Here is a 22,461-nt window from a genome sequence, read left to right on the forward strand (position 1 = left end):
AATATGTTCAGCTGGATGCCGGCTGACCGACGACATCGGAGGCTTGCTGCTCGGCGGCGTAGGTCCGCCACGAGGTCGCTTCGGCGTGCTTGCCCTGCTGGTCGAGCAGGTCGGCGAGTCCGGCGATGGCGCGCGGTTCGCCGCGTTCGGCGGCCGTGCGCCACCATGATTCGGCCCCGGCCGGGTCACCGTGCCGGTACCGGACCATCCCGAGTTCGTACGCGGCGCCCGCGTGCCCGGCCTCGGCGGCCTGGACCCACAATCCACAGGCTTGTTCTTCCTCGCCCATGGTGGACATGGCGACGCCGAGATCGTAGAGCGCGCCGCGATAGCCGGGGTCACTCGACTGCGTGGTCTCGGCCGCCGGCCGCGGCGGATCGACTGCCGCGGGTCGTTCGCCGGCCTGCCGGGACGACGGCGGATCGGTCGCGGTATCGACCGGTGGGGTAGGGGCGGAGCTGACAGTTCCTACGGGTGGTTGCGTGTTCTGGGACGGCGAACCGGGAGCTGGGTGCGTGCTGTTCGCGGCGCTCCGCATGGTCGTCGTTACCAGCGGGCCTAGCGAACGCTCCGGCGCGCCTGCGGGCTGCGTATTCGGTGCCTGCGGGCTGGGAGCTGAGTCCCAGGGGTACGGCGCAGGGTGTGTATTCGCAACCGGCGGGCCGAAGGGAGGTTCCGAAGCATCCGCGGTGTGCTGTGCCATGTTCGACACCTGTGAGCTGGAAAAAGTGCGCGGGATGTCCGTTACTGGGAGCGCGGGCCGCGGGCTGGGAGCGTCGAGCGGTGGTAATCGCGGGACTTCCGCCGCCGAGGGCGTGGGCGCGAACTCCGGGGCCGAGGTAGTGGCGGAGGCGTCTGCTGTGAGCTGTGTGTTCGGTGCTGAAAGCGGGGAATCTGCCCCGGAGTGTGGGTTTGTCAGCAGTGGACCGGCAGCGGCGAAGGAGGCATCTGCTGTGGTCTGGGTATTCGAAACCGGGCTGCGGTGAGCTAGAGGTGGCGGATCCACTGGGGCTTGCGCGTCGCCGCCCATCGATTCCGGTGCGGAACGCGGAGCTTCGGGGTCAGGCCGTGCGGTCCGTGACGACTGTAGGTTCGTAAAGAGACTGCCCGAGCGTCGGGCCGAGGCCGACTGTCCGTTGGCGGGTGGGCGGCCGTTACCGGCCTGCGCGGAATCTCCGGCGGCCGCACCGGCGGTTGTGGCGGGTTCGCCCACGCGCACAGCGGCGTCGATCCGGGGAACCGGCATCGTCGGTGCGGTGGGAGGGCCTTCTGTCGATGCGGGGGCAGCGATCGGCGCGCTCATCGCCATCGGCGTTGTCTCGGGCGCGTTCGTGGCCGGTATGTCCGGCACGACGATGGTGGGAGCGGTGGACACCTCCACGACCAGGTTGGCGAAGTTGGCCGGTCCCTCGCCGATGCTGCACCACAAGACGACTCGTCCCTCGGGCCGGTGCTCGACGACAATGCCGTAATTGCCGGTCCAGGACTTCTGGGTGCCGAATTCGTCCACCCAGACCGGCGTGAGCGTCACCAGCGTGCTCGGGGCCGTCGGTGTCACATGGAAACCGACGCCCTCGGCTAGTGCGTCGCTCCACGCATCGACTCCCGCGAGCGACCGTCCATGCAAGTCCACGTAGCCGTCGACGACGGATAGACCGATTCCCAGCCCGCGCAGCCCGGCGGGCGGCGCCGCGGAAAGCATTGTCACCGTGACGGTAGTCGGCGAAGGACCGATCTGCTCGGTGTACATCGGGTACACCATGCTGCCGTGCCAGCGGATCGGGTCCGCACTCTGATAGCGCGCGGCCAGTGGCAGATTTTCGGACGAATTCCGGGCAGCCCACGAGGAATACGGATCGTTCATGCTCGCGCCCGCCTTTCCGCCCGATCCCGACCGCCGCCCCCGCGCGCCGGGCGGCCAGCGTATACCGTACTAGCCGCGATCCGGAACCGCGCCGCTATCCCCTGCCGCTCGGCAACACCCTGTGCGACAACGCCACCGACGACCCACTCGGCGATCCAGCCGAGGTCATCACGAAGCTTCGGCGTCACGCGGTGTCAGACCTGTCGTGCTGGTGTCGGCCTGCGCCCCCGGCTATCGCCGCGCGGCCGCGAGGCGTTCCAGCGCGGCAAGGTCCTTTTCGAGCATTCGGAACAGCCAGTACACGCCGACGAAAGCCAGCGCGCTACCGACGCACAGCACCCGCAGCGGCACGATCACGGCAGGCATGTCCTCGACCGGAATGAAGGTCACGCCGGCCACGCCCAGTAGCGGCACCGCGGCGGCCAAGGCCAGGAAGTATGTGCTGGTCGCATCGAGTTGCCTCAGGCGATGCGCGTCTTCCGCGCCGAGTCCGCCATGCGGGAGAAACATCGGATACAGCGACCGGACGGCGTAGAAGGTCACCAGGAAGTAGGGATAGGCCATCGCGATGGCACCGCACACGAGCTGGTTGACGAAGAAATGAACATAGGAGGCAGCGGTGATCTGATTGCCGGACAGCTGCACCGACACCGGGACCACCACGCCCGAGATCGCCCACAGCGCGAAGCAGGTGAGCACACAGCGTGTGCCGAGCTGCAGCGTGTTGGCTCTGGCCCGGGCAAGGGTCCGTGGGGCATAGGACCTACCCTTGCGCAGCCCGCGCGCGATCGACCAAAGTCCGGCGAGCAGCAGATTGACGACGACGAAACCGATCAGGAACCCTGTGGAGGCGCCCGGGACCGCGATCTGATCGAAGCGATGCCCTGCCTGCGCGTCCAGTTTATCGATGATCAGCGTGCGATGGTGATCGAAGCTGTACAGGATCGCCAATGCGTTCGGCACGGCGATGGCAAGCAGGAGAATCGGGTGCATCAGCACGCGGGCGCGCATTCGCCAACTGCTGGGCGGCGGATCGACGAGGTCGCGGGCGCGGGCATCGAGGCACACCGCGAACTGCTGGGCCATGTCGGCGCCGGACGGCCAGCGGTTGGCCGGGTCAGGATCGAGCGCCCGCACCAGGGCCCGTCGCAAGGCCTCCGGGCAATCCGGCGGCAGATCCGCGTAGGGCAGTGCCTCCGGGCTGTGGGATCGACGCTCCAGCATTCCGTCCAGCGCGGTACGGTCGCCGCCGGTCACCGCGCCGTCCTCGAAGGGTTTGCGGCCGGTGAGCAACTCCCAGAGCACGACGGCCAAGGCGAAGAGATCGCTGCGGGTATCGAGATCCTCCGCCGAGGTCGGCAGATCCGGGTGCACCGCGGCGAGCTGCTCGGGTGACATGTATGCCAGCGAGCCGCCGAAGTAGGCGACCGGGCTAGCGCCGGAGACGTTGCCGCTGAAGCTGATATTGAAATCGGCGAGCTTGGGCACGCCGTCGGCGGTGAGCAGGACATTGGCCGGCTTCACGTCGCGGTGCAGCACGCCCGCCCGGCCCGCGTAGTCGAGCGCGTCGGCCAAGCGGCGCCCGAGCCACGCCACCGTCTCCGGCCACGACAACCCGGCCAGCTCCGCGCGCACGGGCGATTCACTGGGCTGGATCTCGCCTTTCGCGGCCAGTACGTGGTCGATGATCTCCAGCAGCAGTGGGCCGCCGCGCTGAGCCTGCGGTGTGACGCGGACGCGCTCGAGCACGGTGAACAGCGTGCCGCCCGGCACGTACTGCATATACAGCAGTCGCAGCTTCCGGCTCGCCAGCACACGCTGATCGAAGACGCGCACGATGTAGTCGTGGTCGAGCTGGGCCAGTGTCTGGGGTTCGGTGCCCTTGTCGTGCGAGATCTTCACCGCGACCAGTCGCTGCATCGACCGCTGCCGAGCCAGGAAGACCCGGGCGAAGGCGCCGCGGCCGAGGTCGGTCATCAGGTCGAAGTCATCGATCGTCTGGCCGGGCTCCAGGTCGTCGAGATTCGCCGGTTCGGTCGCGGCCGTGAGCATCGTGCTGTGGTAATCGTCGGTCGCGAGCATCTCCGAGAGCTGGCCGGCCTGCTCGGGGTAGGCGGCGGTGTACTCGGCGACCTCGACCGATCCGCCCGCGTGCCTGCGGACGTGGAATTCTTCATAGATCAGGTCCGGTGGCAATGGCCAGGTGCGTAGTTCCGGCAGTTCTTCGACATAGTCGGCCAGCCGTTTCGGCGCGGCTCCGCGGCCCCAGCGGTTGGCCAGGTCGACCTTGATCAGTTCGATCAGCGAAACGCGGCGGATCGCGGGGGAGTCGGGCAAATAGACGGCCAAGTCCGGCGGTGTCGTAGCCGTGCGCCACGCGTCGGCGAAGCGCGCCACCACCTCGGCGACTCCGGTGCCCCGCGATCCCACCGGCGAGCGGCCCGATGCGACCGTCGCCCCCGGAACAGCCGGGGCAGGGTGCGCCATGGGGGCATCGTATCGCCGACGTGGTTCGCGAACCGCCCGTTCGGCTGGGAATCCCGGCCGGCAGACAAAGAGGGATTTTCGAGTGCTTTCGAGGAACACCGAACAGCCGACCAAGCGCTTGCTACGCTCGATCGATGATCTCCACGGTGGTCTGGGGCACCGGCAATGTCGGCCGAGCGGCCATCCGAGCCGTCGACGCCCATCCAGCGCTGCATCTGACCGGCGTGCTCGTGCACAATCCGGACAAGATCGGCCGCGACGCGGGCGAACTCGGCGGCCTCGGCCACATCGTCGGCGTCGCGGCGACCGACGATATCGACGGTGTGCTCGCGGCGGGCCCGGGCGCCGTCGTTTATGCCGTCTCCGGTGATATCCGCCCCGACGATGCGCTCGCCGACATCGTGCGGGCGCTGCGCACGGGCGCGGTGGTCGTCACGCCCGCGCTCTACGCGTTGTACGACCCGCGCAACGCCGCGCCCGAGGTGCGCGAGCCGGTGCTGGACGCCATCGCCGAAGGCGGCGGCTCACTGTTCGTCTCCGGCATCGATCCCGGGTGGGGCAACGACGTGCTGCCACTGCTGATCAGCGGGCTCGGCAGCACGGTGGACACGATCCGGTGTCAGGAGATCTTCGACTATTCCACCTACGATCAACCGGATTCGGTGCGTTACCTGGTCGGCATGGGCCAGCCGATGGACTACCAGCCGCCGATGCTCGCACCCTCGGTGCCGACGATGGTGTGGGGCGGGCAGATTCGGCTCATGGCTCGAGCTCTGGGTGTCGAGCTCGACGAGATCCGCGAGACCCTGGACCGTCGCGCCCTGAACACGACCGTCGCCACCTCGTCCATGGGGGAGTTCGCCGCGGGTACCCAGGGCGCCGTGCGATTCGAGGTCCAGGGGATCGTGGAGGGGCAACCGCGCTTGGTCGTGGAGCATGTCACCCGCATCCATCCGTCCTGCGCTCCGGACTGGCCCACGCCCGCCGACGGCGGCGCGGGTGCGCACCGGGTGATCATCGAGGGCCACCCGCGCATCGAAGTGACCGTCGAGGCGACCGATGAAGACGGCAACCGGTCCGCGGGCGGCAACGCCACCGCCGTCGGCCGCCTGGTGGGCGCCATCGACTGGCTGGTAGCCGCGGAGCCCGGACTTTATGACGCCCTGGATATTCCGCTGCGACCGGCAGTCGGCAAACTCGGAAGGAAGCGCCCATGATCATCGACATTCCCGAGGGGAAGGACCCGATCGGCTATGTCTGGGGCGAAATGGTCCCCGGCATCGGAATCGCCGCGTCGAACTTCTCATTATCGGTCTATTCGCACAGCACCCTCGGCCTGCGCGAGTTCGAGGCCGCCAGGCTGCGCATCGCCCAGCTCAACGGCTGCCTGTTCTGCCTGGACTGGCGCACCGAGCGCGACGGCGAGAAGGTCGGGCCCGAATTCGCCGACGCCGTCGCGAACTGGCGCACCACCGACGCGTTCGACGAACGCACCCGCCTCGCCGCCGAATACGCCGAACGCTACGCCATCGATCACCACAACCTCGACGAGGAGTTCTTCGCCCGCATGTTCGCCCACTACAGGCAAGTGGAAGTGGTCGAACTGAGCATGAGCATCGGCTCATGGCTCGCCTTCGGCAGGCTCAACCACGTCCTCGGCTTGGACTCGGTCTGCGTACTCCCTGGCCACACCGCCGACCACTAGGACCGGACGCCGCGGAGCATCACGCCGGGAGCCGCGACACCCAGGCGGGCTGCCCGTCGACGAGGCCGAGTTCGAATTGCTCGGGAGCGTCGAGTACCTCGCTGAGCTGCCGGCAGGCTTGCTGGGCCGAGATCTCCGCGGGGAAGCGAATGTATTCCAGGGTGGCGCTCGGTATCCGGGCCTGGAATCGGTACCGGAACTCGACTTGACCCGCGTAGGTCAGCGCGATCCGCCCCTGCCAGTCGATGTCATGCTTGCCGTCCGCGCGCCGCGTGAACGACACCTCCTGGCCGGCGACCGAGTCGTGCCCCAGCAGATAGATGTTGAACGCCAGGCATTCGACGTCGTCCGCGTCGGACAAGGGCAGCGGGTCGACGGTGAGGCATTGCGGCTGTTCGGAGTTCAGTAGAAAGGGCCGGCCAGGCGTGGCGGCGCGCAGGCCGGTGCCTTCGTCCTCGCCCCAGTAGGTGGACGACAACGTGCAGCGGTGATAGTTCTGCCAAACGATCGGCGACAGCCAGTCCTCGATGTCACTGTCGTCGTCGCGGTCGTCGTCGGGCCTGTGTTCGGCGTCGTATTCCGCGGAACGCAGATGCAGATCGAACCAAAGGCCACCCGCCTGGTCCATGCGGCCGGTCCACGCGAACTCCTCGATCGCGTGCCCCTCGGGCCAGGGATTTCCAGGGAACACAATTCTCCCGGCGGGCGAAACACGTGCCAGGTCGGTCCTTTCCATGCCGACAAACCCTAGCGACCCGGGCCGACAAACTCGACACGCCAAAGTGGGGAACTCACCTCGCCGTGGCGGATCGCGTCAGACGACGGCGGGCGCCTCCGTCTCCGGCTCGCCGGCGGGCGGCTCGTCCACCGTCCGCTTCGGCCCGGTGAACCAGGTCCGCGCCGACACCAGCCACCAGACCCAGATCGCACCCACTACGCCTACCAGGGTCAGCGGCGCGTAATTCACTGTATTCCAGGTGAATTCGGGATGCCACGGGTAGCCGCGAGCGTCGGTGGGGAGGATGAACAAGCAGCTGATCACCGCGATCCAGAGCAGTGCGACCACCCCGACCGGGCGATACCACGCGCCGAGTTGCCATGGACCGGTGCGGAATCGGGTGCCGTGGCGTTGCCGCAGCAGGATCGGGATGCCGTAGGCGATGTACAGGCCGATGGTCGCGATCGAGGTGGCGGCCGCGTATGCGGTCGGCGCGTTCGGCGCGGGCACCAACATCGACGGGATCAGCAGCAAGAAGGCGAAGAACGAGATGAACAGCACCGCGTGCACCGGCACTTTCCGCGCCGAAAGCCTCGACCAGAGCTTCGCCCCGGGCACGGCGCCGTCTCGCGCGAACGCGAACAGCATGCGCGAGGCCGAGGTCACCGAGGCGTATCCGCAGAACAATTGCGCGACCGCCGCGATCACCAGCAGCAGGCCCGACCAGAACCCGTTCAGCGAGTTCTCCAGGATGTAGATCACCGGGTAGCCGCTGTTCTGCTCCGGATCCAGTGCGTCGTCGAGATTCGGGATCGCGAACGTCACCGCCAGGATGAGCAGATATCCGGCTATCGCCGACACGATGATCGTGTTGATGATGCCCTTCGCCGCCATGCGGGAGGCGTCGTGGGTTTCCTCCGACATGTGCGCGGACGCGTCGTAACCGGTGAACGTGTACTGCGCGTGCAGCAAGCCGAGCAGGAAACTGAACGCGACCCCGCCGAATCCGATCGCGCTGTTGTCGACCGTCTCGGTGAAGACGAATCCGACGCTCTGGTGGTGCTTCGCGCCGAACCCGAGCACGACGACGAAGATCACCACGCCGCCGACGTGCCACCACGCCGACACGTTGTTGATCACCGCCGACAGGTGCGGGCCGATCGCGTTCAGCACGGCGTGCAAGACCAGGATCGCGGCGAACACTCCGAAGATGGCCGTGCGGTCGGTGCCGATGTCGACGCCGATGACATTCAGCACGACGGTGGTGAAGATGGCCGCGCCGTAGTCGATCGCCGCCGTGACCGCGATCTGACCGATCAGGTTGAACCAGCCGGTGAACCAACCCCACACCGGACCGCCCAGCTCCGCGGCCCACCAGTACAACCCACCCGAGGTCGGATAGGCGGACGCCAGCTCCGCCATGGCGAGCCCGACGAACAACACCATGATCGAGACCAGGGGCCATCCCCACGCCATCGTGATCGGCCCGCCATTGGCCAATCCGATCCCATAACTGGCCAATCCGCCGGTGAGGATGGACACGATGGTGAAGCTGATGGCGAAATTCGAAAATCCGGACCAGGTTCTCGCCAGTTCCTGCTTATAGCCTAGTTCGGCGAGCCGGCGCTCGTCGTCGGAGGAGGATCGGGTGTCGGTCATGTGTGCTCCCGGGTGAAAACGCTGCCCTCATACCGCGTTTGCCAGAAGATCAGTGTGAATTAGTCGCGCGGCCACCGCATGGCAACCAGGAAATTCGCGAATCCAGCCCCCGGCGCCCGCCGCGTCTACGCCGAACGTAGCGTGAAGATCATGGGCGAGCGACTGGTCGTCATCGGTGGTGACGCGACAGGGATGTCGGCGGCCTCGCAGGCACGCCGGATGAAGGACGCGAGCGCACTGGAGATCGTGGTCTTCGAGCGCGGCGGTTTCGCGTCGTTCTCGGCGTGCGGCATTCCGTACTGGGTCGGCGGCCACGTCCTCGAGCGGGACGCCCTGATCGCGCGCACTCCCGAGGAACATCGCTCCCGGGATATCGATCTGCGGATGCACACCGAGGTGACCGAGATCGACGTCGCCGCAGGCCGGGTGCGTTTCCGCGCCCGCGATACCGGGGACGAGGCCTGGATGACCTACGACCACCTGGTGATCGCCACCGGCGCCCGGCCGGTCCGGCCACCGCTACCGGGCATCGATGCGAGCGGCGTGCACGGCGTGCAAACGCTCGACGACGGCCAGGCACTGCTGGAGACGCTGGAGCGGGCGCGCGGCAACCGTGCCGTGGTCGTAGGAGCGGGCTACATCGGCGTCGAAATGGCGGAGGCCCTGATCCGGCGCGGCTACGACGTCACGATGGTCAACCGCGCCGCCGAGCCGATGTCCACACTCGATCCGGACATGGGTGCCCTGGTCCGCGACGCCATGTGCGGAATGGGCATCAAGGTCGTCGGCAATGCGGAGGTCTCCGAGATCCGGACCGGGGACGACGGCCGGATCACCGCGGTGGTGACCGACACCGCGGAGTATCCGGCGGATGTCGTGGTGCTCGGCATCGGTGTACGTCCCGAGACGGAACTGGCCCGTGCCGCCGGGCTGCCGCTGGGGGAGCACGGCGGGCTGCTCACCGATCTCGCCATGCGGGTGCGCGGGCACGAGAACATCTGGGCGGGCGGCGATTGCGTCGAGGTGTTGGATCTGGTCTCCGGCCGCGAACGCCACATTCCGCTCGGCACGCACGCCAACAAGCACGGCCAGATCATCGGAGCAGGCATCGGCGGGGGATACGCCACCTTCCCCGGCGTCGTCGGCACTTCGGTGAGCAAGGTGTGCGACCTGGAAGTGGCGCGAACGGGTCTGCGCGAGAAGGACGCCAGGGTGGCAGGCCTGCAGTACGTGACGGTCACCATCGAATCCACCAGCCGCTCCGGCTATTACCCGGGCGCGGAGCCGATGACGGTGAAGATGCTCGCCGAGCGTCACACAGGCCGGCTGCTCGGCGTGCAGATCGTGGGACGCGAAGGCGCGGGCAAACGCGTCGACATCGCCGCGGTCGCGCTGACCGCGCGAATGACCGTCGAGCAGATGACGGTGTTGGATCTCGGTTACGCGCCGCCGTTCTCCCCGGTGTGGGATCCGGTTCTGGTGGCGGCACGCAAAGCGGTGAGCGCCGTCCGCGAGCGTGGGTAGTGCCGCGCTCCGCCGCCGGAGTCGTCAGCGCGCTGCCGCCGACTTTCCGAGCTGGGCCCGGACGACGCGCAGATCTGCGACGAACGCCGCGTAAGCCTCCGCGCGGTCGGGCGCGCGCAGCACTGCCGACGGGTGCACGGTGGCGACGACTCGATAGCCGTCGGCCTCGATCACCTCGCCGCGTTGTGCGCTGACTTTGAACGAAGGACCGAGTACCGCCTGTGCGGCGATCGCGCCGAGGCATACCACCAAGCGCGGACGCAACAGGTCGAGTTCGGCATCGAGCCATGCCGAGCAGGCGACCACCTCGGTGCGCCCCGGCGTCTTGTGGATCCGTCGTTTGCCGCGCTCGACGAATTTGAAGTGCTTGACCGCGTTGGTCACGTAGACCGCGTCGCGGTCGATGTCGGCCTCCGCCAGGGCGCGATCGAGCAACCGGCCGGCCGGACCCACGAACGGCTGACCGACCACGTCCTCCTGATCGCCGGGCTGCTCGCCGATCACCACGACGTCGGCGTCCGCGGGTCCCGCGCCGAACACCGTCTGAGTGGCATGCTGGTACAGATCGCATCCCCGGCAATGGCAGGCGGCCTGACGCAGCCGCGCCAAGTCCGCGCCCTCGGGGACGAACTCCGCGGCGCCAGGGGCCTTCATCGCCCATCGCCTCCCGCGTCGACCGGGATCGCGACCGTCATGTGCCGACCTCCTCTGCTGCCTCGCGCTGTAGGTGGCATACCCGTTTCCGTGGCCTTCACGCGACGAGCGCGACCGGACCGTGCCACATGCTGAATGCGCGGAGAGAGGTCGGTATAGTCGCCGCGGATGAGTAGTGTCAGCGCCACCGCCGAAACGCCGATGTCCCATAACCGTCGACTCGGGCGTGTGCTTCGGCTGGCACCGGTCCTCGCGGTCGCGTTCTCCGCCTTCTGTCTGCTGAAGCCGGTCTGGCCCTTCGACGAGATCACCGGCGGATTCATCGACCTGCAGGTATATCGGCTCGGCGTGGACGCCATGCGACACGGCGCCGACATGTACGGCCAACTGCCGCAGACCACCATCGGCGCGGGTCTTCCGTTCATCTATCCACCGTTCGCCGCGCTCGCGCTGGGCCCGTTCGCGATGCTGCCCTGGGATGTGGCGGCGCTGAGCTTCTTCGTCTCCTCGGTGGCCGCGCTCGCCATCACGTTCTACGTGGTGGCTCGGCGGGTGTGGCCGGAGGAGTCGCAGCGCAGATCGGCGGTCTGGGCGACGGCCTGCGCGACGCCACTGGGACTGCTGCTCGAGCCGATTCATTCGACGCTGGACTTCGGTCAGGTCAACCTGCTGCTGATGGCGCTGGTCGCCGCGGATTGCCTGACGCACAAGCCGCGCTGGCGCCGGGGCATGCTGATCGGCATCGCCGCCGCGATCAAGCTGACGCCGGCGGCGTTCGTGCTCTATTTCCTGGTGCGCCGGGACTACCGTGCGGCAGCGACCGCCGCCGTCACCGGTGCGGCAGCGACGGCAGTCGGCTTCGCGATCCTTCCGAAAGAGTCGGTCAAGTACTGGTTCGGTGGGCTCGGTAACGTGTCCGGGCTGAGCGGGTCGGCGTTCCATACCAATCAGTCGATTCAAGCGGTCTTCGCCCGATTCGAGGTGCCCGAGCCCGCGTTCACCGTGATCTGGCTGGTGCTGGGCGCCGCGCTGCTCGCTCTGGTCGTGGCTGCGATGCGCCGAGCCGCCGACCTCCCGGCGCTCGCTCTGGCGATCAACGCCGTTTTCACCCTGCTCGTCTCGCCGATCTCCTGGTCGCACCACTGGGTATGGATCGCGCCCGCGTTGTTCGCCCTGGTCGGATACGCGACTCGCCTTCCCGGCAGGCGGGCGATCGGCTGGTGGGTGACGTTCGTGGCGACCACGGCGGTCTTCGTGATCGGTCCGCACAACTGGCTGCCCGACGGCGAGCACCGCGAAACAACGTGGACGCCATGGCAGCACTTCATCGGCAACACCTACGTCTGGTTCAGCGTCGTGCTGGTCGCGCTGTTCTTGGTCGGCAGCAGGCGAGGCGCCGCCACGCCGCGAGCGGAGCGACCGGGCACGCAGGCGGCTGAGTCTTCCGAGGTCGCGACGCCGGCGCTCACCTCCGCCGAAGTGGTCGGCCGCTCCTAGCACGGCTCCTCGCCGCCCCGGGACCAGACCACACCGGACCGATCAGCCCACGCCGGGTGCGGAGGGCGCGACGAAGAGGAAGCTCTTCTCCTCGATCCGCTCCTTGATGCGCCACTGTTCGTTGACGCGGACGAACGTGTCGAGGTACCACAGACCGCACAGCATCATGGTCGGCGGGCCATCGCCGCCGGACACCAGCATCGGGTTGTGGCACATCGTCCGCCCCGTGGCGGTGTCACCGTCGACGGTGATCGACGAATTGCTGATCAGGTGTTGGAAGGCCGGGAAATTCGGTAGGACGGAGGCGAGGAACTTCTTGGTGGCGGCCAAGTCGCCCACCGAGCCGCCCATGGCCGAGTAGTCGATGTGCGCATCCGGGGTGAAGACCTCATCCAGCAGATCCCACTGCCGGGTATCGACCGCGTGCGAGTACCGCACCATCAAGTCTTCGATCTCGAGCCGATCCGAAATCTCCTGTAATGACAGCATGCCTGCCTCCGAGTCGCGTCGATGTGGCTAGATGCCACCAGGTTTCGACGGGCGGGGCAAGGGGCCGCCTCGTTATGTCCGGTGCGGCAGAATGTTCAGAACCAGTGTGACCCCGGCCACGATGCTCGCGCCGGCCACCAGGGTGGAGAAGGCGGACTGCGTGAGCGCAGCGATACCGAGCGAAAAGGCAAGGCACGTGGCGAAAGCGAGCGCGCCGGTTCCCCGTTCCACACCGGCTATCCGGGTTGGTCGGTGATCCGTCATAGCTATGTGATACCCAGGCGAAGCCGTTACGAAACCGTGATACCGAGTCTGTTTTCTCCGGTTCTGGCGGCGAGCGTACAATACGTACGTACGGTTTGGTAGCGATGTTCCGGAGCGGACTATGTGGGATCCCCAGCAATACCTGACCTTCGGCGACCATCGGTCCCGTCCGTTCTTCGACCTGCTGGCCAGGATCGGGGCGACCGAGCCACGTTCCGTGGTCGACCTCGGCTGCGGTCCAGGGCATCTCACCAGCGCACTCGCGCAGCGCTGGCCTGGCGCGAGAGTCCAGGCGCTCGACTCGTCACCCGACATGGTCGCGGCAGCGCGCGAGCGCGGCGTCGAAGCGAGCCTCGGCGCCGTGCAGGACTGGGAACCGGGCGGTGATACCGATGTCGTCGTATGCAACGCCGTCCTGCACTGGGTGCCCGAACATCCCGCCTTGTTGAGGCAATGGATGCGGCAACTTCCCACAGGGGCGTGGTTGGCCATCCAAGTTCCCGCAAACTTCGACGCGCCCTCCCATCGGGCCATCCACCAAGTAGCTGCCCGCGGCGAATGGCTCGACCGTCTCGGGCAGGCGGGCATCCTGGAACCCCAGGCCGTGCTCGATCCGGCGGGCTACGCCGACGTGCTCGCCGCCTCCGGCGGCGCCGTCGATGCTTGGGAAACGACCTACCTACAGCGTTTGTCCGGCGACAACCCCGTGCTCGGCTGGGTCGCGGGCACCGCGCTGCGCCCCGTCCGTGACGTCCTCGACGACGCGGAGTGGCGCGAGTTCACCGCCCAGCTCGCACCCCTGCTCCGTACCGCCTACCCCCGCCGGGCCGACGGCACTACCTGGTTGCCGTTCCGGCGAGTGTTCGCGGTCGCCCAGAAGCAGTAACGAACCCGTGCCGGCGCGGCACCGGCAGTACCGGACAACCATTTGTCCGCTCATGCCGTCCACAGGAGTTGGTCGAGCCGGCTGCGCAGCTCGGTGGTCACCGCGGGCGGGCAGACGGACGGCAGTTCGGCGGCCACTCTGGCGGCCAGAACTCGCAGCTTGGTGTTGGTTTCCTGGGAACGAACACGCAGCAGGGTGAACGCTTCCTCGGCGTCGACTCCGTAGGCCAGCATCACCGCGCCCTTGGCTTGCTCGATCACCGCCCGCGCAGCCGTCGGATCCAGGTCAGCGGCCGCCGCGCCGTCACCGTCGTCGCTCACAGTCGAGCACTACCCGTCGGCTGCGATCTGACACAGCTTCCGAGCTAACTTCCGACCGGCAGCGGGTCCTCCTCGTCCACTCGGAGGGTTGACGGATACCCCGCGGCTCGCGATACTTCGATCGTCATAGCGATTGCGTATAACTTGTCCAGCAGCAACGCGACGGAGACAGATCAATGATGATCCATACAGCAGTCGAAGCGTTCCTGATGGCTCAGGTGGAGGATCCCGTCCCGGAAGCACCACCCAATTCGGACAAGATCCTCCAGTTGCTCCGGTACTTCACATGGTTCGTGATTCTCTCCGGCGTCACCGGAATAATGTACGCGGGCGGGAAATTCGCCTGGGAGAAATGGCAGGGCGGTCCGCTCGCGTCGGCGAAAATGCTCGCAGGCGGCATGGTCGGCGGCGTCATCGCCACCAGTGCGGGGACGATCATGAACGCGCTGATCGGTTGAGCCGCCGGGTCGGCATGGTCGAGTCGAGTACGGCTCCACCATGCCGATCGGGTTCGCGGTTCATTCGGTGAGTTCGAGCTCCACCAATTGGCCTGGTGTGAACGATTTTTCGCGCCGATCGGCCTCCATGCCGAAAACCGCGACCACGAGATCGCCGCCGGGCTGGACCACTCCCGCTTGAGTGAGGGTGCCATACCCGACGACCGATTCGCCGATGTGGTCGGCGAGCTCTGCCGCGGGGATTCGAATTGTCTTGCTCATGGGGCACCTCTATCGATTCGAAGTCTCACTGTCGGCTGTGTCACTCTGCGCAGAACTCGATCCTAATCGGCGAGAACGTGGGCAGAACCCCCCTCTTGCCGCCGAATCACCTCCCGTCGACCGGATTGCCGCAAACTCAACCGTCAGAGCGGAAATCGGTGCGCGGTAACGATTTACACTCGGCGCCTTGATCGGTTCGTGACTGCCGGAGGCCGCGGTGCACCGCCCGCACCGGTCGCCAGCGCCAGCGCGTCGGCGACCTTCGCCCGGAAGTGCGGGCAGCCGCGGAAGTCCTCGGCGTCACAGTCCAGAGCATGCGAGATGGTCTCGAGTGCCGCTGTGGCCTGGGCGATGTGGACCACCAGCTGGTCGCGGTGCGCACGCAGCAGAGCGCGGCGGGCATTGCGGTCGGACGCTTCGGCGAACAGCGTGGCGAGCTCGTCGAGCGACAACCCGACCTGCTTGCCCAGCAGGATCATCGCCACCGTCTCCGCGTCGTCGTCGCGATATCGGCGGCGGTCCGCGCCGTCTCGGCGCGGAGCGAGCAATCCGGCGTCCTCCCAATGCCGCAGCACGTGGGTGGCCAGACCGAAACGTGCCGCGAGTTCACCGATCGACATATCGCCACCCGCCATACCCGCACTCTAGGCGGCGTGAGCCGTGAAGCGCGCGTACAGCCCGATCGGATATCGGCGCGGACGCACCGTTTCCCGACGCACCGTCGCCGCAGGGAAGGACTGGCGCAGCGCGCTGAGCGCGGGCGCCGCGGGCACGAATCGGAAGTCGTAGATCGCCACGGTGCCGCCGGGCCGCAGCACTCGCGCCAGCTCGGCGATCGCCCGGTCCACCTCGGGCCATTCGTGCAGGCTCAAGCTCGACACGACCAGGTCGAAACTGTCGTCGGGGTAGGGCAGCGCGCCGACGTCTCCCACCGAGAACTCCGCTCGGCCGGCGAGAGTCCGTTCGGCGATCTCGATCATGTGCGGCGACAGATCCACGCCGTGCAGCCGCAGATCCGGTCGCCGAGAACCCACCCGCGCCACCAACTTGCCCGGTCCGGTTCCCACGTCGAGCACCCACGCACCTGGGGCCGTCGCGGCGTCGACATCGGCCGCGATCAGCCGGTACAGGCCACCGAGCAGCCGAGTGGCCCGGCGATCGTAGCCGCGGCTCTGCTTTTCTCCGAATGTTGTCATGATTCCCCTTTACTCACGGTGCCCACAGCATGCGAGTTAAGGTGGACCTGAAGTCAAGGGAGCCGTGACTTCTACTGTCGCGCCGGGTACTTGTGGTCGAGCCACTCCTCGAACGTCGGCCCGGCGAGTATCGCCTCGGGGACCGGTCAGCAAGGCGCCACCTGCCTGCAGCTCATGATTCGGGCCGGTTTACCCTGTCGCGCGGCCGCTTTCGCCACGGCCGCGGCGAACTCGAACCCATGCGGCCCGGCGATCTCGATCATTTCGGCGCCGCTGTCCGCGATGGCCACGTCAGCCGGCTCCTCCGCGACCGTGCGGGCGGCGATTCGCATCGCCACGTCCTCCGTGTGGATTGTCCGGCGAGTAGACGAAGTGCGGCCGTCGAGTGTGACATCTCGAACGGAGGTGAGCTGATGACACCGAGAAAGGCGGCTCACCGCCGAATTCGGCTCGAGCACGCCCGAAAAATCTGCCGCCCGTGCGAATACATTCGAGCAGCGCGTGGGTGTTCGTTCGGTTTCGATGGGCAGCGTCGCCGCCTCGGCTGATCGATGGACGGCGACAACTGCTGGGCGGTCCCCTCCTTACTCATCTGACAAAGACTTCGAAATCAGTGCAGGCAAAGCCACATTCAGCTCGCTGTGGCCCGCTCGGACGGCGGCCTCAGATGCACCAGACGGCACTACCCGTAGGAATGCATATAACAACCGATCCCCAAGCCGGCGTAACCATGTCGGATGGCGTGGCGGCGGAAGCGGTGGGACCTGCGATAACGCCTAATGAGAGGACCATTGCGGTCGCGGCGCAGATTTTCGTGATTCTGGTGGACATTGTGATCCTTCTACTTGGGTGAACTCTTACCTATGACTCACGAATTTCATAGTTCACCGTATGGACGGCGAACGCTAGGCAAGGAAAAGTCAAGTTCCGCTAGGCCGCGTAACGGGAAGATTACCCCGGGTGAGTTTTCCGGGGCGCAGATCTTGTATCGGGCTCGAAAACATACCGGCGGTCTACCGATATGCGGAAAAACCGTCCGCAATGCATGGACTGAGTCACGCATAAAGATCGCTGGCCCAGGGAGAACCATCCGATTCGGCATAGGTTCGCCGCCCTGGAGACCGGCCGTGGAGGGGCTCGCGGCGCGCTGAACCGGCCGATTCCGCTCGCCAGTTCCGGCGAACCGGGCCTGTGCGCGGCCTGTTGGGGCCGGGGCTCCGGATGGCCTGCCCGACGCGCAGGCTTCCCACTGGAGGTAAGTTGCCGGCGAACTCCGATATCGCGCGGAGCCCATAAACTGAGGTTATGGTGCAGCCAACTCCGTGGCGGGCGAACGAGACCCACGACAGGAACGGCATGCCCGAACCAGCGGCGAGCGGCGCCGGGCCGAAGGCGTATCAGGTCGCGCTGCGTGGGTACTGGGGCTATGTCGCGGCGGCGGTTGGCAACCTGCTGACGTTCATACTGCTGTTCCAGGCGTGGATGACCGTCCGGGGTCCCGACGGCAGTGTCTCCGTCAATGCCTTCGGCCGGATGCAGATCAGCACGGTGTACCTGAACATCTGGTCATCACAAAGACCGCACGCTGCGCAGATCAGGGGCATCTGGGCCATCCTGGCCAGCGCGGCCATCACCGTCACCGTCCTGGCGGTGGTGATCAATCTGCGGCTTCGGATCGAGGCGCTCGCCCGCCTGACCACGTTGTCCACGCTGGTCACCGCGTTGTTCGTGCTGATCACCGTGCTCCACATCAACAGCAACGCCCCGCAGTTGAGGGCGATGGTCACACGCACCACCGATCTGGGCGGTCAGATCGGATCGTTCATGAACTGGGCCTTTGGCAATGGCAAACTCGCAGTGCCCGGAATGGGACAGGCCACTTACGCCTCCGCGACTCTCACCCAGTGGGCGCTGCTCGCCGGCTTTGCCGCGCTCGTCTCCGCCGTCGCCGCAGTCACGCAGTGGATCCGCAACGGTTCGAAGGGTCTTTTCCGCCTGCCGATGCGTGTTCGGGTGATCACATCGGAACGTGCTTCGGAGGCCGAGTCCGACAATTGACCAGCAGTTGGTGGCGACCCTCTTGCGCACCACGGGCCTGATCGGGTACGCCGGATACCAGGAGGTGTTCGATGAGTTCGGCACCCTATCCCTTGACGCGGACAGAAGAGGTCACCGTGCCGCCGGAATCCATCCGGCTGGCGGGGGTGCTGGCCGTCCCGCAGGACTGCACCGGCCTGGTCGCCTTCGCGCACGGCAGCGGTAGCGGCAGGCACAGTCCGAGAAATCGGTTCGTCGCCGAGGTCCTGAACCGGGCGGGGTTCGCGACAATGCTGGTCGACCTGCTGACCCCTGGCGAGGAGGGTGACCGCTCGCGTGTTTTCGACATCGAGTTGCTCGCCCATCGTCTGGTCGAGGTGACCCGATGGCTGCGGACGCGCCCGGAACTGGCCGGACTGCCCACCGGCTACTTCGGAGCGAGCACCGGCGCCGGTGCGGCGCTGTGGGCGGCCACCGAACCCGGCACCGAGATCGCCGCCATCGTCTCCCGCGGCGGTCGGCCCGACCTGACCGGTCCGCGGCTGGCACTGGTCCGCGCGCCCACGCTGCTCATCGTCGGCGGTAACGACCACTGGGTGCTGGAAGCCAACCGGGCGGCCCGGCTGCGGATGCCGTGCCCGAGCGAGGTCGACGTGGTGCCCGGCGCGACACATCTGTTCGAGGAACCCGGCGCGCTGGAACAGGTCGCGGATCTCGCCCGCGACTGGTTCCATCGCCATCTCACCGTCGTGCGGCGTTGAACACCACCGGGAAGTCATCGGGTCGCGACGCCACGCGGGTTCCGAAACCGTGGCTGATGTGCTCCATCATCTCGCACAGCCAGCGAGATTCGGCGCGTGCGGCCCACTCGAGACGCATATGCCGTTCGCGCAGCGGAATCATGCGCGTTTCCACCACGTCGGCATCGCTGGACACGAGGTACAGCAAATGCAGTTCGGTGCGGTACCGCTCGTGGCCGCGGATGCCCTCGTAGTCGTCGATGACATCGCCGCACCCGTACAGAATCGGTTTGCCGCGATAGATCTCGATCGGCCGGGGATGGTGTGCGGAATGTCCGTGTACCACGTCGACCCCGGCGTCGATCAGCCGATGGGCGAACTGTTTTTCGCTCAGCGCCACTCCGTAACCCCAATTCGGTCCCCAATGGACGGAGACGATCGTGATGTCGTGATCACGCTTGTGCGCCAATACTTTCGCGGCTACGTCATCGGCGGCCCGAGCGCTCGGTGATTCGCCGACCCGCCACAGCCCAGGCCGTTCGTCGCGCGCTGACCAGGATTCCGGAACGCCGCTCGATCCACTGGCGACCGAGACGATCACCACCCGATGTTCGTCGTCGAGTTCCACTATCGCGGGGGCATGCGCCTCGTTCAGATCCGCACCCGCCCCGGCACGGCGGATGCCTGCGGTGTCGAGTGCTTCGAGGGTGTCGGCCAGACCCGGGATACCGAAATCCAGGACGTGATTGTTGGCCAGAGCGCAAACGACCGGCGCGATCGCGGTCAACACCGGCACATTGTCCGGGTGCATCCGGTAGTGGACGCCTTTGCCCGGCGCGAACGCGCCGTCCGCGGTGATGGAGGTCTCCAGGTTGATCAGCCGTACCTCCGGCTCGACCTGTGCCAGCAGCGACAGGACATCACCCCAGGGGCGGCGGAAATCGACGGGATAATCGAACGCGCCATTCGCGCGTTCGGCCAGTTCGACATACGTTCGTGCATCGGTGACCCACCGTTCGCGCAGTGCCGGTTCGCCAGGATGCGGCAGAATCTGGTCCACACCCCGGCCCAGCATGACGTCGCCGCCCAACAGCACCGTCGTCATACCACCATTGTCGATCTTCTACCGGCCACGCGCTCGCCGCAGGCCGATTCGCCTTTGCGAGATGCTCACAGTCCGGCCACGGACGCGTGCCGCAGATCCCCGAGTACGAATGCTCGTCGCTTGCGGCGGAATTCCTTCTCGTCACGAAAGATGTCCCGGGCCATTCGTCGCAGCTCGGCGCCCTCGATCTCATTCAGATCGAACGTCCGCGACTGCTTCGCAGCCATCATCGCCCCCCACCGGGCCGGATGGGCGCACTCGTCGGCCAGTTCCGCCAGCCAGCCGTCGAACCGGACGCTCGGCGCCACCGCATCGATCAGTCCGAGATCGGCGGCGCCCGCCGCGTCGAGAGCTCGGCACTCGCGCAGCAGCCGCTGTGCCGTATCGCCTCCCACCCGCCGCGGCAGGCTGTAGGTGTGGAACTCCGACCCCGACAGGCCGATAGTCCGGTAATGCGGGTTGAACACCACACGATCGGCGGCGACAACGAGGTCCGCGGCCAAGGCGAGCATGACGCCACCCGCGCCGGCGTTTCCGGTCACGGCGGCGATCGTGACCTGCGTGGAACACGTCAGAATCGCCCGGCACACGTTATTGATCGCCAACAGGTTCCGCCAGGCCTCTCCTTCGGGGTCCTCGGACAGATGCACCGCACTGAGGTCGATGCCGTTGCTGAAGTACGCACCATCGTTCTCGAGGACGAGCACCTTCGTATCCTGCGCCGCTGTGTAGGCAAACGCTGCGAGCAACCTTCCGCATTGCCCAGGTCCCATCGCACCGTTGTAGAAGTCGATGGTGAGAAACCCGATTTCGCCCTTGCGTCGATACCGGATTTCCCGCGATTTCCGAGTCTCGTCGACGACCGGCAACGCCGGAACCGGAAACCCGGCCCTGGCCAGCACCTGGATAGCCGGCCCCTTGCACGAAGGATCGGCACCGCCGGAGAACCGGAGACGGCCGACCCAGATACTGCCATCTCCGCACGCGATCTCGATGGCTTCCTCTCGCCGTCCGAGCGCGGTGCCGGGCGGAGCAGGCGGATCGTCCCGCCCACGGTCGGCGTCGTAGACGAGCATCGGCAAGTCGGCGATGGTCGCCTGCGCGCCTGGTGATCCGTCGCTGGCATGGATGAGACTCAGGATCGTCGTGGCGTCGTCGCTCCAGCGAATCCGCCGGTCGCCGCGGCGCATGGCCGGCCTGGGCCGAGCGTGCGCGACCTGCTGTGGCGTCTCGGTTTGCGGAGTGGGGGAGAGGCCTCGGCCGGCCTTGTCGAGCGCCTCGAGCAGGCATTCGATCGCGGCATCGGCGATGACGGTGTTGTAGACGGCAGATTTGCGTCGCCACGGCAACGCGAAGGTCCGGGTGGACCATACGGGTCCCGCGTCCATTTCTTCGACCGCCGTCAGCGCCGTCACGCCCCATAGCGGCTCGCGTTCGCTGATCGCCCAGTCCAGTGCATGCGGACCGCGATCGCCTACCGGGCCGGGATGCAGGACGACGCAAGTCCACCGTAGGTGGATGTCAGCAGGGATCTTCGTCGTCAGGTACGGGCAGACAACGATATCGAAGCGGTTCGCTTCGACCGCACGGCGAATATCCGATTCGCAGTGCACGATCGCGATCCGTGCGGTGCGCCCGGATCGGCGCACCGCGAGCGTGGCTCGTTGGGTCAGACTGTTGTTCGCACTGGCGAGAATCAGCACACGCTGTGTCATGTTCGGTTCCCCGCGGATTCGCACGGTGTCCAGCCAAAACTGGCTCGGGCAGGGTGGATCAACGACTGGACATCGAGAGCAGCTGCTGGGGGTCGTCGGCATAAACCGTGGCGATGACGTTCGCGCGAGCGGCAAGATCGCGGGCGAGGTCACGGATATCGGCGGGCGCGGTGGGGTCGTTGTCGATGCCGATCAGCAAATCACGGGTATGGATCGCCGTCGCCTGTGCGCAGTGCCGCAGCCGCGCCTTGGCCACAGTGTCGAGCGCGGCGGGGCTCAGATAGCGCTGAATGTGCTCGCCGCGGTCGGTGATCTGGTTCACGACCGGTTCCGTGGCCGCGTCGGTGAGCCATCGCTCCGCGTCGGCCGTGATTTCGAAGACGAGATCGTGGTCCCGGATATCGGTCGGATTCAGGGAAGTGGTCAATAGAGCCATGCTCGCTCGCCCGATCGCGAGGAATCCGCTCATCGCGTGGGCCAGCTGGACGTCCGGGTTTGCTGTCGGCAACTGGTGTAGACGTTGCCCCACGACGGTGACCCAGCAAGCGAGATGTTCGGCTCCGGTGTCGATCGACGTCGTTGTCGGCATAGCGCGACGATACGCTGTTACCCACGTGCGACATACAACGAAACGCTGAAAGTTCGCCAGATGTCGTGGCCGCGCGTTGCGGATGGTCCGGCAGCGCCGGAATGGTATCCGGTTACCGGCATTCCGAGCCGAGCCGGTCCACCCAGCGAGCGGGTGCTTTCCCGACGTCGTCGACGGCTTTTCAGCTGAGTCGGAGCGGCCTGCGCAGCGTCTGTTCCGCGCGCCCGGACGGCGTCAATCCGGCATGACGGTGACGCGACTCTCTAGCCCGAGTGTTGCTGAACGTGATGCCG

General features: G+C 66.8%; 22 protein-coding genes and 1 pseudogene. 8 read left to right on the forward strand and 15 right to left on the reverse strand.

The genetic code is table 11. The features are described 5' to 3' along the window. Positions 1-7 precede the first annotated feature (7 nt). Both IU459_RS29710 and IU459_RS29715 read right to left on the reverse strand, forming a co-directional pair. Positions 8-1,864, reverse strand: coding sequence for a hypothetical protein (locus tag IU459_RS29710; RefSeq protein ID WP_195132902.1), 1,857 nt, complete (start codon positions 1,862-1,864; stop codon positions 8-10). Positions 1,865-2,095: 231 nt separating this feature from the next. Further along, entirely contained in the window at positions 2,096-4,351 is a 2,256-nt protein-coding gene (locus tag IU459_RS29715) for a serine/threonine-protein kinase (protein WP_195132903.1), read from the reverse strand. 134 nt (positions 4,352-4,485) lie between these two features. Here IU459_RS29715 and IU459_RS29720 point away from each other — a divergent pair, with 134 nt between their 5' ends. After that, positions 4,486-5,568: an NAD(P)H-dependent amine dehydrogenase family protein gene (locus IU459_RS29720; protein ID WP_195132904.1), complete on the forward strand. Its 1,083-nt coding sequence runs from the start codon at positions 4,486-4,488 to the stop codon at positions 5,566-5,568. After that, positions 5,565-6,056, forward strand: a complete 492-nt coding sequence (locus IU459_RS29725) for a carboxymuconolactone decarboxylase family protein (RefSeq protein WP_195132905.1) — start codon at positions 5,565-5,567, stop codon at positions 6,054-6,056. The genes IU459_RS29720 and IU459_RS29725 overlap by 4 nt, the downstream gene beginning before the upstream one ends. Before the next feature lie 19 nt (positions 6,057-6,075). On the opposite strand, the gene IU459_RS29730 is transcribed toward IU459_RS29725, so the two are convergent. Together IU459_RS29730 and IU459_RS29735 are read right to left on the reverse strand one after the other, a co-directional pair. Next, the gene (locus IU459_RS29730) at positions 6,076-6,792 is read right to left on the reverse strand and encodes a hypothetical protein (RefSeq protein ID WP_195132906.1); all 717 of its coding nucleotides are present in this window, start codon (positions 6,790-6,792) and stop codon (positions 6,076-6,078) included. 78 nt (positions 6,793-6,870) lie between these two features. After that, positions 6,871-8,433, reverse strand: a complete 1,563-nt coding sequence (locus IU459_RS29735; RefSeq protein WP_195132907.1) for an amino acid permease — start codon at positions 8,431-8,433, stop codon at positions 6,871-6,873. Between the two features lie 78 nt (positions 8,434-8,511). On the opposite strand from IU459_RS29735, the gene IU459_RS29740 reads away from it, so the two are divergent. Next, positions 8,512-9,957 (forward strand): FAD-dependent oxidoreductase, encoded by a 1,446-nt coding sequence (locus IU459_RS29740; RefSeq protein ID WP_228838709.1) that lies wholly within the window; start codon positions 8,512-8,514, stop codon positions 9,955-9,957. A gap of 24 nt (positions 9,958-9,981) precedes the next feature. On the opposite strand, the gene IU459_RS29745 is transcribed toward IU459_RS29740, so the two are convergent. Beyond that, complete coding sequence (locus tag IU459_RS29745; protein WP_195132908.1) at positions 9,982-10,821, reverse strand: UdgX family uracil-DNA binding protein; 840 nt, start codon at positions 10,819-10,821, stop codon at positions 9,982-9,984. Here IU459_RS29745 and IU459_RS29750 point away from each other — a divergent pair. Beyond that, positions 10,780-12,108 (forward strand): glycosyltransferase 87 family protein, encoded by a 1,329-nt coding sequence (locus IU459_RS29750; protein WP_195132909.1) that lies wholly within the window; start codon positions 10,780-10,782, stop codon positions 12,106-12,108. The two genes, IU459_RS29745 and IU459_RS29750, sit on opposite strands and share 42 nt — an antisense overlap. Before the next feature lie 42 nt (positions 12,109-12,150). On the opposite strand, the gene IU459_RS29755 is transcribed toward IU459_RS29750, so the two are convergent. Further along, positions 12,151-12,597 (reverse strand): nuclear transport factor 2 family protein, encoded by a 447-nt coding sequence (locus IU459_RS29755; RefSeq protein ID WP_195132910.1) that lies wholly within the window; start codon positions 12,595-12,597, stop codon positions 12,151-12,153. Positions 12,598-12,669: 72 nt separating this feature from the next. Next, positions 12,670-12,828 carry a hypothetical protein gene (locus IU459_RS29760; RefSeq protein ID WP_324199080.1) on the reverse strand — a complete coding sequence of 53 codons (159 nt, stop codon included), beginning with the start codon at positions 12,826-12,828 and terminating at the stop codon, positions 12,670-12,672. A 154-nt stretch (positions 12,829-12,982) separates the two neighbouring features. Here IU459_RS29760 and IU459_RS29765 point away from each other — a divergent pair, with 154 nt between their 5' ends. Beyond that, positions 12,983-13,747: a trans-aconitate 2-methyltransferase gene (locus tag IU459_RS29765; protein ID WP_195132911.1), complete on the forward strand. Its 765-nt coding sequence runs from the start codon at positions 12,983-12,985 to the stop codon at positions 13,745-13,747. Positions 13,748-13,797: 50 nt separating this feature from the next. On the opposite strand, the gene IU459_RS29770 is transcribed toward IU459_RS29765, so the two are convergent. Then, positions 13,798-14,067 carry an ANTAR domain-containing protein gene (locus tag IU459_RS29770; protein WP_324199081.1) on the reverse strand — a complete coding sequence of 90 codons (270 nt, stop codon included), beginning with the start codon at positions 14,065-14,067 and terminating at the stop codon, positions 13,798-13,800. Between the two features lie 179 nt (positions 14,068-14,246). Between IU459_RS29770 and IU459_RS29775 the strand changes: the two genes are divergently transcribed. After that, complete coding sequence (locus tag IU459_RS29775; RefSeq protein WP_195132933.1) at positions 14,247-14,525, forward strand: hypothetical protein; 279 nt, start codon at positions 14,247-14,249, stop codon at positions 14,523-14,525. A 60-nt stretch (positions 14,526-14,585) separates the two neighbouring features. On the opposite strand, the gene IU459_RS29780 is transcribed toward IU459_RS29775, so the two are convergent. The 4 genes from IU459_RS29780 to IU459_RS29795 form a co-directional block, all read right to left on the reverse strand. Continuing rightward, positions 14,586-14,786 carry a hypothetical protein gene (locus IU459_RS29780; protein WP_195132912.1) on the reverse strand — a complete coding sequence of 67 codons (201 nt, stop codon included), beginning with the start codon at positions 14,784-14,786 and terminating at the stop codon, positions 14,586-14,588. A 173-nt stretch (positions 14,787-14,959) separates the two neighbouring features. Then, complete coding sequence (locus tag IU459_RS29785; protein ID WP_228838711.1) at positions 14,960-15,421, reverse strand: MerR family transcriptional regulator; 462 nt, start codon at positions 15,419-15,421, stop codon at positions 14,960-14,962. 9 nt (positions 15,422-15,430) lie between these two features. Then, positions 15,431-15,982 (reverse strand): class I SAM-dependent methyltransferase, encoded by a 552-nt coding sequence (locus IU459_RS29790; protein WP_195132913.1) that lies wholly within the window; start codon positions 15,980-15,982, stop codon positions 15,431-15,433. A gap of 146 nt (positions 15,983-16,128) precedes the next feature. Further along, positions 16,129-16,272 carry a hypothetical protein gene (locus IU459_RS29795; RefSeq protein WP_195132914.1) on the reverse strand — a complete coding sequence of 48 codons (144 nt, stop codon included), beginning with the start codon at positions 16,270-16,272 and terminating at the stop codon, positions 16,129-16,131. 1,015 nt (positions 16,273-17,287) lie between these two features. Here IU459_RS29795 and IU459_RS29800 point away from each other — a divergent pair. Continuing rightward, a complete protein-coding gene (locus IU459_RS29800) occupies positions 17,288-18,040 on the forward strand; it encodes a hypothetical protein (RefSeq protein ID WP_195132915.1) in 753 nt (250 codons plus the stop codon). 89 nt (positions 18,041-18,129) lie between these two features. Further along, positions 18,130-18,780: pseudogene (locus tag IU459_RS29805) on the forward strand (dienelactone hydrolase family protein); the annotation flags it as partial. Here IU459_RS29805 and IU459_RS29810 read toward each other — a convergent pair. The 3 genes from IU459_RS29810 to IU459_RS29820 all read right to left on the reverse strand — a co-directional run bounded on the left by IU459_RS29810 (position 18,761) and on the right by IU459_RS29820 (position 22,168). After that, on the reverse strand, positions 18,761-19,864 hold the full coding sequence (locus IU459_RS29810) for a CapA family protein (protein WP_195132917.1): 1,104 nt from the start codon (positions 19,862-19,864) through the stop codon (positions 18,761-18,763). The pseudogene IU459_RS29805 and the gene IU459_RS29810 sit on opposite strands and share 20 nt — an antisense overlap. A 65-nt stretch (positions 19,865-19,929) precedes the next feature. Beyond that, on the reverse strand, positions 19,930-21,579 hold the full coding sequence (locus IU459_RS29815) for an enoyl-CoA hydratase-related protein (protein WP_195132918.1): 1,650 nt from the start codon (positions 21,577-21,579) through the stop codon (positions 19,930-19,932). 58 nt (positions 21,580-21,637) lie between these two features. Beyond that, positions 21,638-22,168 (reverse strand): hypothetical protein, encoded by a 531-nt coding sequence (locus IU459_RS29820; RefSeq protein WP_195132919.1) that lies wholly within the window; start codon positions 22,166-22,168, stop codon positions 21,638-21,640. Positions 22,169-22,461 lie beyond the last annotated feature (293 nt).

It is taken from the genome of Nocardia amamiensis, from assembly GCF_015477605.1.
GTDB classification, from domain to species: domain Bacteria; phylum Actinomycetota; class Actinomycetes; order Mycobacteriales; family Mycobacteriaceae; genus Nocardia; species Nocardia amamiensis_A.

Bases quoted from the DNA above. Each gene is read 5' to 3' on its own strand.
- IU459_RS29710 (WP_195132902.1), bottom strand. From the start codon at position 1,864: ATGAACGATCCGTATTCCTCGTGGGCTGCCCGGAATTCGTCCGAAAAT.
- IU459_RS29715 (WP_195132903.1), bottom strand. From the start codon at position 4,351: ATGGCGCACCCTGCCCCGGCTGTTCCGGGGGCGACGGTCGCATCGGGC.
- IU459_RS29720 (WP_195132904.1), top strand. From the start codon at position 4,486: ATGATCTCCACGGTGGTCTGGGGCACCGGCAATGTCGGCCGAGCGGCC.
- IU459_RS29725 (WP_195132905.1), top strand. From the start codon at position 5,565: ATGATCATCGACATTCCCGAGGGGAAGGACCCGATCGGCTATGTCTGG.
- IU459_RS29730 (WP_195132906.1), bottom strand. From the start codon at position 6,792: ATGGAAAGGACCGACCTGGCACGTGTTTCGCCCGCCGGGAGAATTGTG.
- IU459_RS29735 (WP_195132907.1), bottom strand. From the start codon at position 8,433: ATGACCGACACCCGATCCTCCTCCGACGACGAGCGCCGGCTCGCCGAA.
- IU459_RS29740 (WP_228838709.1), top strand. From the start codon at position 8,512: ATGGCAACCAGGAAATTCGCGAATCCAGCCCCCGGCGCCCGCCGCGTC.
- IU459_RS29750 (WP_195132909.1), top strand. From the start codon at position 10,780: ATGAGTAGTGTCAGCGCCACCGCCGAAACGCCGATGTCCCATAACCGT.
- IU459_RS29745 (WP_195132908.1), bottom strand. From the start codon at position 10,821: ATGGGACATCGGCGTTTCGGCGGTGGCGCTGACACTACTCATCCGCGG.
- IU459_RS29755 (WP_195132910.1), bottom strand. From the start codon at position 12,597: ATGCTGTCATTACAGGAGATTTCGGATCGGCTCGAGATCGAAGACTTG.
- IU459_RS29765 (WP_195132911.1), top strand. From the start codon at position 12,983: ATGTGGGATCCCCAGCAATACCTGACCTTCGGCGACCATCGGTCCCGT.
- IU459_RS29775 (WP_195132933.1), top strand. From the start codon at position 14,247: ATGATCCATACAGCAGTCGAAGCGTTCCTGATGGCTCAGGTGGAGGAT.
- IU459_RS29780 (WP_195132912.1), bottom strand. From the start codon at position 14,786: ATGAGCAAGACAATTCGAATCCCCGCGGCAGAGCTCGCCGACCACATC.
- IU459_RS29785 (WP_228838711.1), bottom strand. From the start codon at position 15,421: ATGGCGGGTGGCGATATGTCGATCGGTGAACTCGCGGCACGTTTCGGT.
- IU459_RS29790 (WP_195132913.1), bottom strand. From the start codon at position 15,982: ATGACAACATTCGGAGAAAAGCAGAGCCGCGGCTACGATCGCCGGGCC.
- IU459_RS29800 (WP_195132915.1), top strand. From the start codon at position 17,288: ATGGTGCAGCCAACTCCGTGGCGGGCGAACGAGACCCACGACAGGAAC.
- IU459_RS29810 (WP_195132917.1), bottom strand. From the start codon at position 19,864: ATGACGACGGTGCTGTTGGGCGGCGACGTCATGCTGGGCCGGGGTGTG.
- IU459_RS29815 (WP_195132918.1), bottom strand. From the start codon at position 21,579: ATGACACAGCGTGTGCTGATTCTCGCCAGTGCGAACAACAGTCTGACC.
- IU459_RS29820 (WP_195132919.1), bottom strand. From the start codon at position 22,168: ATGCCGACAACGACGTCGATCGACACCGGAGCCGAACATCTCGCTTGC.